The sequence below is a fragment of the Rugamonas sp. genome (genome assembly GCF_025354735.1).
In the GTDB taxonomy this organism is placed as follows: domain Bacteria; phylum Pseudomonadota; class Gammaproteobacteria; order Burkholderiales; family Burkholderiaceae_D; genus Rugamonas.
Window position 1 is genome coordinate 1 of the sequence record NZ_JANXMI010000031.1, and the last position, 17,440, is coordinate 17,440.

A 17,440-nucleotide genomic window follows, 5' to 3' on the forward strand; every position below is an offset into this window, starting at 1 on the left:
ACCACGGTTTCGAATGACTCTCTCGAAACCGTGGTCTGACCCCGATTTAGTTTGCTGGTCCGCTTAGTTTGCTGGCCCGCTTAGTTTGCTGGTCCGCTTAGTTTGCGACCCCGATGTAGTTTGCTGGCCCGATTTGGTTTGCTCAGCGCACCGGCAGCAAGGCCGCGCGCAGCAGCACGACCAGCGCGCCGTCGCCGCCGTCGGAGGGCCGCGCGACGCAGAAGGCGATCACTTCTTCCTTTTGCACCAGCCAGCTGTGCACCATCGATTTGAGCACCGGCTCCTGGCTCTTCGAGCCGAATCCCTTGCCGTGGATGACGCGCACGCAGCGCAGATTGCGCAGCGCGGCGTTGCGCAAAAAAGCGCCCAGGCCATCGCGCGCCTCGTCGCGGCGCATGCCGTGCAGATCGAGGTCGTCCTGGATTGGCCAATGACCCTTGCGCATCTTGCGCACCACGTCCGGACCGACGCCGGGCGCCGCGTAATTGAGCGCCGGGTCTTCTTCCATATAGTGATCGACCTCGAACAGGTCGGACAAGGGGGCCGACAGCGATTCGCGCAGCACCGCCGCGTCATCCTCGGCCTGGGTGCGCGCGCGCGTGGCCGCGGCGGGCGCGGCGCCCGACGTCTTCGGCACGCCCGGCACGTAGCGGTCCACCTGCGCCATCTTCTTGACGCCGCCGATGCTGGCCTTGAACAGATTGGCCTCGACCGCCTGCACCTGGTCGCGCTTGGCGCGCTCGGCCTGTTCGACGGCGCGCGCGTCGGCCTGCTCCTTGAGCTGCCTGGCCAGCGATTTCAGGTCGGCGAAGTCTTTCAGTGCCATCGTCGCTTATTCCTGCGATTCCAGGTAGCGCTGGGCGTCGAGCGCCGCCATGCAGCCGGTGCCGGCGCTGGTGATGGCCTGGCGGTAGATGTGGTCCTGCACGTCGCCGGCGGCGAACACGCCGGGGATGCTGGTGGCCGTGGCCATGCCTTCGGTGCCGGTCCTGGTCTTGATGTAGCCGTTGTGCATATCGAGCTGGCCTTCGAAGATGCCGGTGTTGGGCTTGTGGCCGATCGCCACGAACAGGCCGTGCACCGTGATGTCGGTGATGGCGCCGCTGTCGGTCGACTGGATCTTGACGCCGGTGACGCCGCTGTCGTCGCCCACCACTTCGTGCAGCGTGTGGTTGTATTTCAGTTCGATCTTGCCTTCGGCGACCTTGGCGTTGAGGCGGTCGATCAGGATCGCTTCGGCGCGGAACTTGTCGCGGCGGTGGATCAGCGTGACCTTGTTGGCGATGTTCGACAGGTACAGCGCTTCTTCGACGGCGGTGTTGCCGCCGCCGACGACGGCCACTTCCTGGCCGCGGTAGAAGAAGCCGTCGCAGGTGGCGCAGGCCGACACGCCCTTGCCCATGAAGGCCGCTTCCGACTCCAGGCCGAGGTACTGGGCCGAGGCGCCGGTCGAGATAATGAGCGTGTCGCAGGTGTACTCATGGCTGTCGCCGATCAGGCGCATCGGCTTTTCATTGAGCTTGGCGGTGTGGATGTGGTCGAACACGATGTCGGTGTCGAAGCGCTCCGCGTGCTGCAACAGGCGCTGCATCAGTTCCGGTCCTTGCACGCCCATCGGGTCGCCGGGCCAGTTTTCGACGTCGGTGGTGGTCATCAGCTGGCCGCCCTGTTCAACGCCGGTGACCAGCATCGGTTTCAGGTTGGCGCGGGCGGCGTAGACGGCGGCGCTGTAGCCGGCGGGGCCGGAACCGAGGATCAAAACGCGCGCGTGTTTGGTAGTGGTCATGGGAGGCTTCTTAATAGAGGAGTGGTTACAACCGATTTGGGGCCATTTGCGTGAGGCGCAAGAGAAGGTTGCACCGGGCAACCTATTGCGCTGACGCAATCAATACGAGATTATAGTCCAAGCGGCGATTCCGCATGAATCAGCCCCGCTGTCGGGGGCCAGATGCCTTAGAATATCCAATTATGCCCGCCCGGGCCGCAACGACGCCGTTCCCACGACCCTATATGAGTAGCACATGAGCAGTAAAGCGAGCAGTAAAGCGAGTAGTAAAGCCAGCAGCAAAGCCTCCGAGCGCACCGTCAAAACGGGGTCGACGCCGTCCAGCTATACCCGCAACGTGGTCGAACGCCAGCCGCTGCCGAACCGGCTGGTGCTGCTGCTGTCGGAGGCGCGCTGGCTGGCGCTGGCGGCGCTGGCCGTCTATTTCGTGATGATTTTGATGAGTTTTTCGGCCGTCGATCCCGGCTGGTCGCATTCCAATCCGGTACCGCGCATTCACAACCTGGGCGGCCGCGCCGGCGCCTGGCTGTCCGATTTGCTGCTGTTCGTGTTCGGCATGTCAGCCTGGTGGCTCTGCGTTTACCTGTTGCGCAGCGTGTGGAACGGTTATCGGCGCCTGACCCAGAAGTTCGTCTGGTCGACCCAGGACGAGCCGGAGCACCGGCAGGAGGGCTTGATACGCGCGGTCGGCTTCGTGCTGATGTTCGTCGGCAGCGTCGGCCTGGAATACCTGCGCATGTGGAGCATGCACGCCCAGCTGCCGCGCGCGCCGGGCGGCGTGCTCGGTCAGCTGATCGGCCACGCGGCCCATGTGGCGCTGGGCTTCACCGGCGCCACGCTATTCCTGCTGCTGTTGTTCGGCCTCGGTTTCAGCCTGTTCTTCCACGTGTCGTGGCTGGCCGTGGCCGAGCGCATCGGCGGCGCCCTCGAACTGGCCATCGACTGGTTCGTGCAGCGCTACCAGTACCGCGAAGACCGGCGCCAGGGCGAAGTGGCGGCCGTCAAGCGCGACGAGGTGGTCGTCATCGAGCGCGCCAAGCACGTCGAAAAACACGTGGCCGCGCCGGCCGTCAAGATCGAGCCGCAGATCGTCACCGTCGTCAAGTCCGAGCGCGTCGAAAAAGAAAAGCAGGCCAGCCTGTTCCAGGACCTCAGCGGCGACTCCATCCTGCCGCCGCTGTCGCTGCTCGACGAGCCGCCGCCGGTGCAGGAAACCGTGTCGATCGAGACGCTGGAATTCACCAGCCGCCTGATCGAGAAAAAGCTGTCCGACTTCGGCGTCGACGCCAAGGTCGTCGCCGCCTTCCCGGGCCCGGTCGTGACGCGCTACGAAATCGAGCCGGCCACCGGCGTCAAGGGCAGCCAGATCGTCGGCCTGGCGCGCGACCTGGCGCGCTCGCTGTCGCTGACCTCCATCCGCGTGGTCGAAACCATCCCCGGCAAGAACTACATGGCGCTCGAGCTGCCGAATCCGAAACGCCAGATCGTGCGCCTGAGCGAGATCGTCGGCTCCAAGGTCTACAACGACAATCCATCGAGCCTGACGGTCGCCCTGGGCAAGGACATCGCCGGCAAGCCGGTGGTGGCCGACCTGGCCAAGATGCCGCACCTGCTGGTGGCCGGCACCACCGGCTCGGGCAAATCGGTGGGCATCAACGCGACCATTTTGTCGCTGCTGTACAAGTCCGATCCGGCCGACGTGCGCATGATCCTGATCGATCCGAAGATGCTGGAGATGTCGGTCTACGAAGGCATACCGCACTTGCTGGCGCCCGTCGTCACCGACATGCGCCAGGCCGGCCACGCGCTGAACTGGGCCGTCAACGAGATGGAGCGGCGCTACAAGCTGATGTCGAAACTGGGCGTGCGTAACCTGGCCGGCTACAACGCCAAGATCGCCGAGGCGCAAAAGCGCGAAGAGCACATCCCGAACCCCTTCAGCCTGACGCCCGATTCGCCGGAGCCGCTGGAAAAACTGCCGACCATCGTCATCATCATCGACGAACTGGCCGACCTGATGATGGTGGTCGGTAAAAAGGTCGAGGAGCTGATCGCGCGCATCGCGCAAAAGGCGCGCGCCGCCGGCCTGCACCTGATCTTGGCGACGCAGCGGCCGTCGGTCGACGTCATCACGGGCCTCATCAAGGCCAACATCCCGACCCGGATCGCGTTCCAGGTCTCGTCCAAGATCGACTCGCGCACGATTCTCGACCAGATGGGCGCCGAAGCCCTGCTCGGCATGGGCGACATGCTCTACATGCCGCCGGGGACCGGCCTGCCGGTGCGGGTCCACGGCGCTTTTGTGTCGGACGAGGAAGTGCACCGCGTGGTCAAGCACCTGAAGACGACGGGCGAACCGAATTACATCGACGGCATCCTCGAAGGCGGCACCCTGGAAGGCGAGGGCGGCGCCGAGGGCGGCGCGGCGCCGGGCGAGGGCGGCGGCGAGGCCGACCCGATGTACGACCAGGCGGTCCAGGTGGTGCTGAAGAACCGGCGCGCCTCGATCTCGCTGGTGCAGCGCCATCTGCGCATCGGCTACAACCGTGCGGCGCGTCTGCTCGAACAAATGGAAAATAGCGGCGTCGTCTCGCCCATGCAATCGAACGGCAACCGGGAAATCCTGGTGCCGGCGGCCAGCGCCGAATAATAAAAAGGGTATAAACAGTATGGTCCGTTTTCAACATCACATCAAAACAATCACGCTGGCGTGCGCCGTGGGCGGCCTGCTGTTCGCCGGCGCCGTCCACGCCAGCGCGCTGGAGCAGTTCAAGTCCTTCGTCGCCAGCACCAAGTCGGCCAAGGGCGACTTCGTCCAGCGCCAGGTCAAGAATATCGACGGCGTGGCGAAAACGTCGACGCCGTCGAGCGGCACCTTTGTGTTCGCGCGTCCCGGCAAATTCATCTGGACCTATCAGAAGCCCTACGACCAGCTGTTGCAGGCCGACGGCGAGCAGCTGTTCATCTACGACAAAGACTTGAACCAGGTGACGGTCAAGAAGCTGGGCGACGCGCTGGGCTCGTCGCCGGCCGCCATCCTGTTCGGCAGCAACGACCTGGAAAAGAATTTCACGCTGGCCGAAGCCGGCACGAAGGATGGCCTGGAGTGGCTGAAGGCGACGCCTAAGTCCAAGGACACCAGCTTCGAGCTCATCAGCATCGGCCTGCGCAACGGCCAGCCCGAGGCGATGGAGTTGAAGGATTCCTTCGGCCAGGTGTCGACGCTGACGTTCAGCAAGTTCGAAAAAAATCCGGCGCTAACGGCCACTTACTTTAAATTCGTCATGCCGAAAGGCGCCGACGTCTTTAATAATTGATGACTCAAGCATCTCGCTTGAACAGTCGATCTTAAAGAAGCGGCGGACAGCATGGCAGACCTTTTCACGACCGAACCCCAACAGCCGCTGGCCGAAGCGCTGCGTCCGCGCACGCTCGCCGACGTCATCGGCCAGAGCCACTTGCTCGGCGAGGGCAAGCCGCTGCGGCTGGCCTTCGAGGCCGGCAAGGCCCATTCCATGATTTTGTGGGGGCCGCCGGGCGTCGGCAAGACCACGCTGGCGCGGCTGATGGCCCACGCCTTCAACAGCGAATTCATCGCGCTGTCGGCGGTGTTCGCCGGCGTCAAGGATATCCGCGCCGCGATGGAGCAGGCGCAGCACAATCTCGACCAGCTGGGCCGCCACACGCTGCTGTTCGTCGACGAAATCCACCGCTTCAACAAGGCGCAGCAGGACGCCTTGCTGCCCTTCGTCGAATCGGGACTGGTCACCTTTGTCGGCGCCACCACCGAGAATCCCAGCTTCGAGGTCAATTCGGCGCTGCTGTCGCGCGCGCAAGTGTATGTGTTGAAATCGCTGGACGACGCCGAGATGCGGCAGTTGCTGGACAAGGCGCGCAGGGCCGCGCTGCCGCATTTGAGCTTCGACGAGGTCGCCATCGATACGCTGGTCGGCTTCGCCGACGGCGACGCGCGCCGCTTCCTCAACCTGCTGGAGCAGGCCGACACGGCCGCCTCGTCTACCGGCACCACCAAGATCGACGGCAAGTTCGTCGAGAACGCGCTGACCCTGAACGCGCGCCGCTTCGACAAGGGCGGCGACAATTTCTACGACCAGATTTCGGCGCTGCATAAATCGGTGCGCGGCTCGAACCCGGACGCGGCGCTGTACTGGTTTTGCCGCATGATAGACGGCGGCGCCGACCCGCGCTACCTGTCGCGCCGCATCGTGCGCATGGCATGGGAAGACATCGGCCTGGCCGACCCGCGCGCGCTGACCATGGTGAACGACGCCGCCGCCACCTACGAGCGTCTCGGCTCGCCGGAGGGCGAGCTGGCGCTGGGGCAGGCCGTGGTCTACCTGGCCATCGCGGCCAAGAGCAACGCCGGCTACAACGCCTTCAACGCGGCCATGGCGTTTGTGAAACGCGACAAGTCGCGCGAGGTGCCGGTGCACCTGCGCAACGCGCCGACCAAGTTGATGAAGGAGCTCGGCTACGGCCACGAGTACCGCTACGCCCACGACGAGCCGGGCGCCTACGCCGCCGGCGAAACCTATCTGCCGGACGGGATGGCCGAGCCGGGCTGGTATCAGCCGGTGCCGCGCGGGCTGGAAAGCAAAATCGCCGACAAGCTGGCGTATCTGCGGGAACTCGACCGCCAGGCGCGCGAGGCGTGAGTACGGCGACCAACCTGCCCGGCAAGCCCGCCGCCGCGGCCGTGGGCGATCCGCACGGCGACGGCGCGACCGGCGTGACGACCTTGCGCATCGGCGGCGTCGAGGTGCATATCGAAGGCGCGGGCGCCGAAACCATCGTCATGATCCACGGCTGGCCCGATACTTACCGTTTGTGGGACGCCCAGGTCGAGGCGCTGAAGGCCGATTATCGCTGCGTGCGCTTCACCTTGCCCGGCTTCGATATCGACAAGGAGCGCCGCCCGTATTCGCTCGACCTGACGATGCGCATGTTCGACAACATCATCCGTCACGTCAACGCCGGCCAGCGCGTGATCCTGATGGTGCACGACTGGGGCGCGTTCTTGGGCTACCAGTTCGCGATGCGCTTTCCCAAGCTGGTGTCGCGCATCATCGGCGTCGACATCGGCGACGTCGGCACGCCGCAATTTCGCCGCTCGCTGTCGCTGTCGGGCAAGGTGCAGATGGCGTGGTACCAGATCTGGCTGGCGGCGGCCTGGCGTATCGGCGGCGACATGGGCGAACGGATGACGCACCATATGGTGCAAAAGCTGAAGGCGCCGTCCGACCCGCAGTACATCAGCTCGGCGATGAATTATCCCTACTATATCCAGTGGACCGGCGCCCACGGCTCGTATCAGCGCGCGCGGGCCTACGCGCCCAAGGTGGCGATGCTGTTCATCTACGGCAGCAAGAAGCCCTTCATGTTCCATTCGCCGCAGTGGCTGAAGGCGCTGATGGCGCGCAAGACCGGCAAGGTGCTGGCCTTTAAAACCGGGCACTGGCCGATGGTCGAGCAGGCCGACTTGTTCAACCGCGAAGTGGGCGGCTGGCTGCGCGCAACGCGCTCGAAGGCGCTGGTGGCCGCCGAAGCCGCCGCGGCGGCGGCGGAAGCGCGAGCGGCGGCGGAAAATGACGATGCCGAGGATGCGGCTTGAGCCGCGCCGGCGTTGATTGCTTGATTTGTACCAATGGTCTTGCACGCGCTTGCGCCTTATGACTAAACTACGTGTTTTGGCGCATAGAGGCCGACGCCGTAATCGGGTAATTTTGCCAAGGTTGCACACCACGAGAGAGATGCCGACATGCCCCTGCCGCCCGACTATCCGCCCAGCCACTGGCGCCTCGCCGACATCGCTTACGATCAGATCGACGTCACGCTGGCGCGCGACGATTCTTTTTTGTTTGAAACGCTGGCCAGCGCGTCCTTTGTGGAAATCATGTCCGAGATGTACAGCGCCAACCTGGTCGAGCATTTCGAGGGGCGCAACGACGTCACGGCCTGGTTGCGGGATTCCTGGCAGCACGAGGAAGTGCAGCACGGCGAGGCGCTGCGGGCCTATGTGCAGAAAGTATGGCCGGAGTTCGACTGGGAGCGCGGCTTCGCCGCCTTCCGTGCCGAGTACAGCGCCGTCTGCACGGTGGAACTGCTCGAGCCGCGCCGCGCTCTGGAGCTGGTGGCGCGCTGCGTGATCGAAACCGGCACCGCCACCTTTTACCGCGCCATGCACGACTATGTGCGCGAACCGGTGCTGCGCCAGTTGCTCAGCAATATCAAATCGGACGAGGCCGCGCATTACGCGCACTTCCGGCGCCACTACGAAGTGGCCAACGCCGTCGAACGCCACGGCGCGTTCGCCGTGCTGCGGACGATCTGGCGCCGCGTGCTCGACGTGCGCGGCGAGGATGCCTATATCGCCTTCAAGCACGTGTGGCTGGCGCGCCATCCGGGCCAGGAGTTCCCGGCGGCCGAGTGGAAGCGCTATAACGGCACGGTGCGCAGCCTGGCGCGCCACTACTATCCCTTCGGCATGGCGCTGACCATGCTGGTCAAACCGGTGCCGCTGGCCGAACCGCTCAAGCGCATGATCCTCGCGCCGCTGCGGCTGCTGGCGCGCTTCGCCTCGGCCGGCTGACGCCGACGCTGATGTCGATCCGGAGCCGCGCCGCCATCGCGCGCGCCGCGGACCTCCCGTAACGGCCGCCATAGCCGCCACCGGCGCGCCCGACAGCGGCCCCGGTCCCTCATTCGCGCACTTCATGCCGCGTTTTTCGCGCTCCATCGCAGGCCGATGGCGGCGCCCGCGTGGGCTGGTTACAGTAGCACCATACCAAGCCGCCACACCCACCCAGGAGCGCATCATGAACATCAGCAAAAACATGGAATTCATCTTCTCGGCCGTCGTTCTGCTGGCCGCCGCCACCAACTTCGCCACCGCCGGCATCCCGGCCCACGCGGTGTCGAAAGCGGCCGTCGCCGCCGTCGCCGACCTCCACATGCAAGTGGTCAACGTCAGCGCCAAGCGCCTGACCGCCGCCGAAAAAGCGGCCATGATCTGATCGGACGCGCTGTCTTCAGGCCGTGACGCGGCGCTGACGTGGCGCCGACGCGCGGGCCCCGGCGCCGCACGGCGCGGCGGCGCGGTCCATCGACGACGCGCCCGGCCCGAAACTCGCAAGGAATCGCCCACGTCTTGGTACAATTGCCGTTTTCGACCTAGCCGGCAATTCCTCCATGATAGATATCCAACTGCTCCGTAAAGACATCGCCACCGTCGCCGCCCGTCTGGCGACGCGCAAGTTCCAGCTCGACGTCGACGGTTTCAACGCCCTCGAAGCGGAACGCAAGGCGATCCAGACCCGCACCGAAGAACTGCAAGGCAAGCGCAACACGCTGTCCAAGCAGATCGGCATGATGAAGGGCAAGGGCGAGGATACCTCGGTCGTGATGGCCGACGTGGCCGGCCTCGGCGACGAGTTGAAAGCCAACGAAACGGCGCTGTCGGCCGTGCAGACCAGGCTGGCCGACTTCATGCAGGCGATTCCCAACCTGCCGCACGAATCGGTCCCCGTGGGCCTCGACGAAAGCGGCAACGTCGAAGTGCGCAAGGTCGGCGCGCCGCGCAGCTTCGCGTTTGAAGTCAAGGACCACGTCGACGTCGGCGCCGCGCTCGGCCTCGACTTCGACGTCGCCACCAAGCTGACCGGTTCGCGCTTCTCCGTCATGAAGGGCGGCATCGCCCGCCTGCACCGCGCGCTGGCGCAGTTCATGCTCAACACGCACACCGACGAGCACGGCTACACCGAATGCTACACGCCGTATATGGTCAACGCCGATTCGCTGCGCGGCACCGGCCAGCTGCCGAAATTCGAAGCCGACCTGTTCTCGGTGAAAAAAGGCGGCGTCGAAGGCGAGGGCGAAACCTTCTATCTGATCCCGACCTCGGAAGTGACGCTGACCAACCTGGTGCGCGATGAAATCGTGGCGGCCGAATCGCTGCCGCTGAAGATGACGGCGCACACGCCATGCTTCCGCTCGGAAGCGGGCAGCTACGGCCGCGACACGCGCGGCATGATACGCCAGCACCAGTTCGACAAAGTAGAAATGGTGCAGGTGGTCCATCCCGACACCTCGTACGGCGTGCTGGAGGAAATGGTCGGCCATGCGGAAACCATCTTGCAGCGCCTCGGCCTGCCGTACCGCGTGATGTCGCTGTGCACCGGCGACATGGGCTTCGGCGCCACCAAGACCTATGATCTGGAAGTGTGGCTGCCGGCGCAGAACACCTACCGCGAGATTTCGTCGCTGTCGAACTGCGAATCGTTCCAGTCGCGCCGCATGCAGGCGCGCTTCCGCAACGCCCAGGGCAAGCCGGAGCTGCTGCACACCCTGAACGGTTCCGGCCTGGCCGTCGGCCGCACGCTGGTGGCCGTGCTGGAAAATTACCAGCAAGCCGACGGCAGCGTCGAGATTCCGCCGGCGCTGCGCCCGTACATGGGCGGCTTGACGCATCTGCGCGCGGCCTGATAGCGGCTTGATTGTGGCCGGGGAGGGGGCGGGTGCGAGGTTTTTCGCATTTGGCACTTCCATTTTCCGGCTGACCTGCTATAATTTTGTTCCCGCCGCAGCAGGACTAAGGCAGCGGGTGTAGCAAGACCAAAGGAAAGGTGGCAGAGTGGTCGAATGCGCTGGACTCGAAATCCAGTGTACATCTTTGGTGTACCGTGAGTTCGAATCTCACCCTTTCCGCCAGTATTTTGAAAAACCCGCCATGGCGGGTTTTTTTATTTCGGCGCCGGTCAAGGAGTGCCGCGCCTGGCATTGCTTGAAATGGTGGCGCCGGCGCCGCTGCTGGCAGACAAGGCCCACCATGCCTATGCCTGATTGGCCTGCATCGCCAACAAACCAGCCCAGGCGGTGATCCCGCCGAAAACAACCGGGCAATTCCAGCGTCAATTCGACCGCCATCACTATCGCAACCGCAATGTGATCGAGCGTTTCTTTGCCCGAATCAAACGTTTTCGTCGCGTGGCCACGGCTACGACAAACTCGCGTCTCGTTTTGCTTCTTTCGTCGCGTCGACCGCCGCGCCGCTTTGCTTGCAGTAAATGTCAACAGACCCTGGCACTGATTTATTCCTGAAGCGCGCCTGGCAACGGGCGCAGCTGGCGCAATACGGGATCAAATTTTCCACGACAAACGCCATGCAATCGAGTTTTCCGATGCCGGTACGCCCGTAAGAAAAAGCGGACGCGGCGCGATCGTTTTCTTGCCGAGACCGAAGCGGCAACGCCATGGCCGGCGCCGATGCTGGACCAACACCGTCTCCGGCCGCACACCATCGAATTCTGCTGGATCGGTCGAACCCGTTCGTCGACGGCGCCGGTCGGCGACCTCTATTGCGCCATGCGGGTGCGTTGATGGTAAAAGGCGTCGCGCAGGTGGCGTCGCAGCGCGTCACCGTCCCACGGCTTGCTCAGGTATTTGTAGACCGCGCCCTGGTTTACGCTGTCGGCCACGGCGTTGAAGTCGGTGCTGGCCGACAGCATCATGCGCACCGTGTCCGGATACAGTTCCTTGACCAGGGCCAGGAACCGGGCTCCGCTCATGCCCGGCATGCGCTGGTCCGACAGCACCACCTGCACCGGATTGAGCGCCAGCAGCTCCAGCGCCTCCTCGCCGCCGGCCGCCGTCAACACGCGGTAGCCCTCCTGGCGCAGCAGCCGTCGCAACGCCATCAGGTTGATCTCCTCGTCATCGACGATCAGCAGCGTGTCCTCCTGCTGCACCGCCTCCGGTGTCAGCGCCAGGCGGCGGCCCTCGGCCAGCAGCGCGGCGAAGGCGTCGGCGGCCAGCGGCCGGCTGAAATAATAACCCTGCAGCTCGTCGCAGCGGTGCCGCCGCAGGAACTGCAGCTGGCCTTCGGTCTCGACGCCCTCGGCCACCACGCGCAGGCCCAGGCTGTGCGCCATGGCGATGATGGCGGTGGCGATCGCCGCGTCCTCGGCGCTCTTGGTGACGTCGGTGATGAAGGCGCGGTCGATCTTGACGAAGTCGAAGGGGAAGCGCTTCAGATAGGCCAGCGAGGAATAGCCGGTGCCGAAGTCATCCAGGGCCAGCTTGACGCCCAGGCCCTTGAGCGCCTTCAGGTCCTGCGCGGCCTGCTCCGGGTCGGCCATGACCACCGACTCGGTCAGCTCGAACTCGATCTCGTGCGGCGCCAGACCATGGCGCGCCAACGCCGCGCGGATCACGCCCTGCACCTGGCCGCGCCGGAACTGCACGGCCGACAAATTGATCGCCACCGGCACCACGCGCAAGCGCCGCGCCTTCCACGCGGCCTGCTGGGCGCAGACGGTGTCGATGACCCAGCTGCCGATGACCACGATCAGGCCGGTCTGCTCGGCCAGCGGAATGAACTCGGCCGGCGCCACCATGCCCCGCTCGGGATGGCGCCAGCGCACCAGCGCCTCGGCGCTGACGACACGGCCGCTGGTCAGGTCGACCCGCGGCTGATAGTGCATGCTCAACTCGCCCAGCGGCAGCGCGGCGCGCAGGTCGGCTTCCAGCCGCAGGCGGGCCTGGCTGGACTGGTTCATGCGCGCCGCGTAGAACAGCAGCCGTTCCCCCCCGGCCTGGGCCTGGGCCAGCGCCGACTCGGCCTGTTCCAGCAGCGCGGCGGCGTCCGCGCCGTCTGGCGGCGCCAGCGCGATGCCGGCGTGCGACGTCACCCGCACCAGCTGCTGTTCCAGCTGCACGCCCAGGTCCAGCAGCGGCAGCACCACCGCCTCGAGCGCCGCGGTGGCGACATCGGCGTCGGCTCCGGCCGGCACCGGCAGCGCCAGCGCATAGCCATCGCCGTCGAGCCGCGCCACGCAGAGCGCTCCGTCCGCGTCGCCGAGCAGCTGACCGACGCGGCGCAGCACGGCGTCGCCGGCGGCGCGGCCGACCGCGTCGTCGAGCTGGGAAAAGCGTTCGACGTCGATGACGGCGACGGCGACACCGCGGCCGGCCGGGAGGGCGGCGACGCGGTCGAGGAAGAGCGCGCGGTTGGGCAGGCCGGTGAGGGCGTCGTAGTAGGCCAGGTACTGCAGGCGCGCCTCCTTGGCGAGGAACTGCATTCCGAACGACAAGTCGCCGGTCAGCTCGTCGAGCAGGGCGCGCCGCCCTTCCTGGCCGAAGAAGCCGGCTTCGGCGGCGAACAGCACCAGCACGGCGCAGGTGCGCTGGCCGTCGTGCAGCGGCAGCGCGGCCACCGCCCGCAGGCCGTGACCGAGCAGCTCCTCGCGCAGCGCGGCCAGGGCGGGGTCGGCGCCGATGTCGTCGCTGAGCACGATGCGTTGCTCGCGCGCCGCCACGCTGGCCGGGCGCTCGGCGCCCACGCCGCCGGGCGCGCCGGAAAAGCGGATCTGGGCCGCGTAGCCGGGCGGTCCGCCGCTCGACGCCAGCACCGTGCCGGCGCCGGTGTCGGCGTCGAGCACGCCGGCCCAGGCCATGCTGAACGCGCCCTGGTCGACGGCCAGGCGGCACACCTCCTGCAATAGCGCGTCGCGCTGGCCACAGCGGATGATGGCCGCGTTCACGCCGCTGAGCATGGCGTACAGCTGGCCCAGTCGGTTCAGCCGCTGGCTCTGGGCGTGGTGCTCGGTGACGTCGGCGGCCAGCCCGGCGATGCGGTAGACGCGGCCGTCGGCGTCGCGGATGGGGAAGCCGCGGTCGTGGATGTGGCGCAGCTGGCCGTCGCGGCGCACGATGCGGTAGTTGTATTCGAAGCCCTGGGCGCGGCCGGGGTCGCCGGCCCAGTCGCGTTCGAGCGCGCGCACATGGGCCACGTCATCCGGATGGATGGCGTCCATCCACGAGTCGGGCTGCGCGTACAGGCTGGCGCAGCTGCGGCCCCACACGGTTTCGTACGCGGGGCTGATGTAGAGCAGCTGGCGATTGCGCAGGTCGATCAGGAAAAACACTTCGCCGATATTGTCGGCCAGCTGGCGGAAGCGCGATTCGCTGTCGAGCAGGCGCTCGGCCACGGCCTGGCGCTGCTCAAGCTCTTCCTGCAGCACCTCGACATCGTCCTCGATGCGGCCCACCATCAGCAGGTTTTCATAGGCCACGGCCAGCTGGGCGCCGACGGTGGCGATGGCCCGTTCGTCGATCTCGCTGAACTCGCTGAAATCGAGCTTGTCGGCCAGGTAGAGCCAGCCGTAGCAAGCCGTGCCGCCGACCACCGGCACGGCCAGCAGCGTGTGCAGCGGGGGGGCTCGGCCGGCAGGCCGGCGCCGGCGCCGCTGCCGCCGAGATTCTTGAGGCGCACGCAGCGGCGCTGCGTCAGCACCTCGGCCAGCACGCCGGTGGCCGGCGCCATGGACGCCAGGCTGTCGAGGGCCTCGTCGTCGAGGCCCTCGACGGCCAGGTGGCGCAGCGCGCGGCCGCTGTCGTCGGCGATGCCGAGCACGGCGTAGCGGGCCACGCCGATCTGGCGCGCCACCTTGCACACATACTGTAGCAGCGCGGCCGGTTCGCGTTCGGCCGACATGCCGATGCCCATGTCGATCAGTGCCGACAGCCGCAGGCTCACGTCCTGCAGCGCGGCCAGCGCTTCGGCGCCGTCGCCGCGGGGCTGCAGCGGGTTAGGCAGGATGGCGGCCAGGTCGGCCAGCCGCAGCCAGGCGCCCGGCTGATCGGCGAACGGGGCCGGCGCCGCGACCGGCGGCGGCGGCGGCGGCGACGTCGGCGGCGGGAGGCCGAGCGCCTCGTGCACGGTGCGCAGGATCTGGGCCGGCGGCGTCGGCTTTTGCAGCACCCAGCGCACGGCGCAGCGGGCGGCCAGGCCGGCCGCGTCGCGCGTGCTGTAGGTCGACGTATAGAAAATCACCGGCGTGGCGGCGATGTCGGGGTCGGCGCGCAGCGCCAGCGTGAAGGCGTAGCCATTCATGCGCGGCATCAGGATGTCGGTGATGACCAGGTCCGGTCGCTCGTCGCGCGCCAGCGCCAGGCCCTCGACGCCGTCGGCCGCCAGCAGCAGCCGGTGGCCGGTGAAGCCCAGCATGGCGCTGAGGAATTTGCGGTTCAGCACGTGGTCGTCGATGATCAGGATGGTGGCCATGTCTAGACCCGGGCCGCCGGGCGCGCGGCCAGTGCGCCGGCCAGCGCCTCGGCCAGCAGGTCGACGTCGACCGGTTTGGTGATGTAGCGGAAGAAGCCGGCCGCCAGCCCGGCCGCCACGTCCTTCGGCATGGCGTTGGCCGTCAGCGCGATGACGGGGATGGCGGCCGTGTCCGGGTCCTCCGCCAGCCTGCGGCGCGCTTCGGCGCCGCTCATGCCGGGCAGGTTCAAGTCCATCAGGATGACGCTGGGCCGGTGGCGCTTGGCCATGGCGATGCCGCTGGGCCCGTCGGCGGCGGCCAGCATGCGCAGGCCGCTGCGCATGCGCAGGATTTCCTCCATCAGGCGCAGATTGGCCGGGTTGTCTTCCACGTACAGCACGCAGCCTTCGTGGCCGATGTCGGGCGGCGGCCCGTCCTGGGCCGGCGGCGCCTCGGCCTCGGCCGCCGGCAGCTCGATCCAGAACACGCTGCCTATGCCCGGCGAGCTGGACACCCCGATGGCGCCGCCCATCAGTTCGACGAGCCGCTTGGTCAGCACCAGGCCGATGCCGCTGCCCTCCTGGACGCCGCCCTCCTGGCCGAGGCGGTTGAACGGCTGGAACAACTCGGCGACTTGCTCGGGCCGCAGGCCGGTGCCCGTGTCCTGCACGGAGATGCGGACCCGGGCCCCGGGCACCGGCGCGCAGTCGACCACCATGGCACCGATGTCGCGGTTGTACTTGATGGCGTTCGACAGCAGGTTGAGGATGGCCTGCTTGAGCCGGGTGCGGTCGGCGACGACGCGGCAGGCCACCCGGGGCGGGAAGATCATGCGGATGTTGCGCGCGTTGCCCAGCGGCTCGACCATCGTGCGCAGCTCGGCCACCAGCTCGGCCAGGCCGACCGGCTCCAGCGACAGCGTCACCGTGCCGGACTCGATCTTGGCCAGGTCCAGCGTCTCGTTGATCAGGCTCAGCAGATGCTGTCCGGCCTTCAGGATGCAGTCGGTGAATTCGCCGCGCTGTTCCGCCGTGACGGGCAGGCTGGTGTCGGCCAGCAGCTGGGCGAAGCCGAGGATGGCGTTCAGCGGCGTGCGCAGCTCGTGCGACATGCTGGCCAGGAAACGGTCCTTGGCCTGGTTGGCCCGCTCCAGCTCGACCGTCTTGTCCTGCAGCGCGCGTTCGACGCGGCGCCGCGCGCTGATGTCGCGGATGGCGCTCGACACCAGCGTCTCGCCCTCGACTTCGAGCGGACTGAGGCTGATTTCGACGGGAAACTCGCTGCCGTCGCGGCGCAGGCCCAGCAGCTCCAGCCCGGCGCCCATGGCGCGCGGCTGCGGGTGCTCGAAGAAGCCGGCCCGGTGGCCCGGGTGCAGGGCCGCGTAGCGCTGCGGGATCAGCACCTCGACGCGGCGCCCCAGCAGCTCGGCGCGCGGGTAGCCGAACAGCTGCTCCGTCTGCGAGTTGACGAGCACGATCTCGCCCTGGCGGTTGACGATGACGATGGCGTCCGGCGCCGCCTCCAGCAGGCCGCGGAACTTCTGTTCGGCCTTGCGGCGCGCGCTGGTGTCGCGGATGGCGCTCATGACGAGCGTGCCGTCCTCGGTGGTGATGGGGCTCAGGCTGATCTCCAGCGGGAACTCGACGCCGTCGCGGCGCAGGCCGTACAGCTCCAGCCCGGCGCCCATGGTGCGCGCGCGCGGCTGGCCGAAATAGGCGCTGCGGTGGCCGACGTGGGCGGCACGGTAGCGCTCGGGCAGCAGCAGTTCCAGCGGCTGGCCGCGCAGCGTGCCGGGGCCGTAGCCGAACAGGCGCTCGGCATGGCCGTTGGCCAGCACGATGCGGCCGCTGGCGTTGGCCATGATGATGGCGTCCGGCGTCGATTCGAGCAGCTCGCGGTATTTGGCGTCGGCCTGCTTGGCGTCGCGCAGCGCTTTTAAATGGGTAATATCCTTTTTGCTGAACAGGATATATTCGATCTGGCCGGCCGTATTATATATGGCCTTGCTGGTGGCATCGATATACACGGGGGCGCCGTCTTTGCGGCGGCGCAGGCATTCATAATCGTAAATACCCTTGTCGTTCAATTCGTGGATCACGTCGTCGCGCCCGCCGCGCAGATGCTCGAGCTCGATCAATTCGGCCAGTGGGCGGCCGATGGCTTCCTCGGCGTCATAGCCGAAAATCACTTGCGCGCCGCGCGTCCAGTGCACCACTTGGCCCAGGCGCGTCGTGACGACGACGCCGCCGGGCGCTTCCTCGAGGATCAGGCGATCGAAATCGGTGGCCATGCGCTGAACCTTGCTGGCGCCATGGGGCGCCGTTGATTGAACCAATAAATCGGGATCACTATCATGAATTAAGTAAGCCGTCTGGAATTGGGCAGGGTCGGGGCCGCGGAATTACCAGGTCGAGTATAGAGCGCGGGCCACGGTTTTAACAAGCGCAGAGTTATTTTAAAGATATCGGCGTGGTATTTTCCGGGCCACGGTTTATCCGGCGCGCTTATTCCCGATGCGCTGTGCCGATAACCGCCGCTTGTCCAGGACGATATTAAATAATCTGCAAGACGCCGCCGTTCCGACCCCGCGCCG

Annotated in this window: 13 protein-coding genes and 1 tRNA gene; 8 read left to right on the forward strand and 6 right to left on the reverse strand. The window is 66.6% G+C overall.

Annotated elements, in window-relative coordinates:
* Positions 1-142: 142 nt before the first annotated feature.
* On the reverse strand, positions 143-826 hold the full coding sequence (locus Q0S71_RS02800; protein WP_295991000.1) for a Smr/MutS family protein: 684 nt from the start codon (positions 824-826) through the stop codon (positions 143-145).
* Between the two features lie 6 nt (positions 827-832).
* Positions 833-1,786: a thioredoxin-disulfide reductase gene (gene trxB / locus Q0S71_RS02805; protein WP_295991001.1), complete on the reverse strand. Its 954-nt coding sequence runs from the start codon at positions 1,784-1,786 to the stop codon at positions 833-835.
* A gap of 235 nt (positions 1,787-2,021) precedes the next feature.
* Between trxB and Q0S71_RS02810 the strand changes: the two genes are divergently transcribed.
* From Q0S71_RS02810 to Q0S71_RS02845, 8 genes are all read left to right on the forward strand, one after another.
* Positions 2,022-4,436 carry a DNA translocase FtsK gene (locus Q0S71_RS02810; RefSeq protein WP_295991004.1) on the forward strand — a complete coding sequence of 805 codons (2,415 nt, stop codon included), beginning with the start codon at positions 2,022-2,024 and terminating at the stop codon, positions 4,434-4,436.
* Between the two features lie 19 nt (positions 4,437-4,455).
* A complete protein-coding gene (gene lolA / locus Q0S71_RS02815) occupies positions 4,456-5,103 on the forward strand; it encodes an outer membrane lipoprotein chaperone LolA (protein WP_295991006.1) in 648 nt (215 codons plus the stop codon).
* 51 nt (positions 5,104-5,154) lie between these two features.
* Positions 5,155-6,462, forward strand: a complete 1,308-nt coding sequence (locus Q0S71_RS02820; RefSeq protein ID WP_295991010.1) for a replication-associated recombination protein A — start codon at positions 5,155-5,157, stop codon at positions 6,460-6,462.
* Positions 6,459-7,418 carry an alpha/beta hydrolase gene (locus Q0S71_RS02825; protein ID WP_295991012.1) on the forward strand — a complete coding sequence of 320 codons (960 nt, stop codon included), beginning with the start codon at positions 6,459-6,461 and terminating at the stop codon, positions 7,416-7,418. Before Q0S71_RS02820 ends, Q0S71_RS02825 begins: the two co-directional genes overlap by 4 nt.
* 147 nt (positions 7,419-7,565) lie before the next feature.
* Entirely contained in the window at positions 7,566-8,396 is an 831-nt protein-coding gene (locus tag Q0S71_RS02830; RefSeq protein ID WP_295991014.1) for a ferritin-like domain-containing protein, read from the forward strand.
* A gap of 226 nt (positions 8,397-8,622) precedes the next feature.
* The gene (locus Q0S71_RS02835; protein ID WP_295991017.1) at positions 8,623-8,820 is read left to right on the forward strand and encodes a hypothetical protein; all 198 of its coding nucleotides are present in this window, start codon (positions 8,623-8,625) and stop codon (positions 8,818-8,820) included.
* Positions 8,821-8,995: 175 nt separating this feature from the next.
* Positions 8,996-10,288, forward strand: a complete 1,293-nt coding sequence (serS, locus tag Q0S71_RS02840) for a serine--tRNA ligase (protein WP_295991020.1) — start codon at positions 8,996-8,998, stop codon at positions 10,286-10,288.
* 134 nt (positions 10,289-10,422) lie between these two features.
* Positions 10,423-10,513, forward strand: a tRNA-Ser gene (locus Q0S71_RS02845).
* On the opposite strand, the gene Q0S71_RS02850 is transcribed toward Q0S71_RS02845, so the two are convergent.
* The 4 genes from Q0S71_RS02850 to Q0S71_RS02865 all read right to left on the reverse strand — a co-directional run bounded on the left by Q0S71_RS02850 (position 10,499) and on the right by Q0S71_RS02865 (position 17,137).
* Positions 10,499-10,876 (reverse strand): hypothetical protein, encoded by a 378-nt coding sequence (locus Q0S71_RS02850; protein WP_295991024.1) that lies wholly within the window; start codon positions 10,874-10,876, stop codon positions 10,499-10,501. The two genes, Q0S71_RS02845 and Q0S71_RS02850, sit on opposite strands and share 15 nt — an antisense overlap.
* A 281-nt stretch (positions 10,877-11,157) precedes the next feature.
* Positions 11,158-13,854: an EAL domain-containing protein gene (locus tag Q0S71_RS02855; RefSeq protein WP_295991034.1), complete on the reverse strand. Its 2,697-nt coding sequence runs from the start codon at positions 13,852-13,854 to the stop codon at positions 11,158-11,160.
* The gene (locus tag Q0S71_RS02860; protein ID WP_295991027.1) at positions 13,854-14,867 is read right to left on the reverse strand and encodes a response regulator; all 1,014 of its coding nucleotides are present in this window, start codon (positions 14,865-14,867) and stop codon (positions 13,854-13,856) included. The genes Q0S71_RS02855 and Q0S71_RS02860 overlap by 1 nt, the downstream gene beginning before the upstream one ends.
* A gap of 2 nt (positions 14,868-14,869) precedes the next feature.
* Entirely contained in the window at positions 14,870-17,137 is a 2,268-nt protein-coding gene (locus tag Q0S71_RS02865; protein ID WP_295991030.1) for a PAS domain S-box protein, read from the reverse strand.
* Between the last annotated feature and the right edge of the window lie 303 nt (positions 17,138-17,440).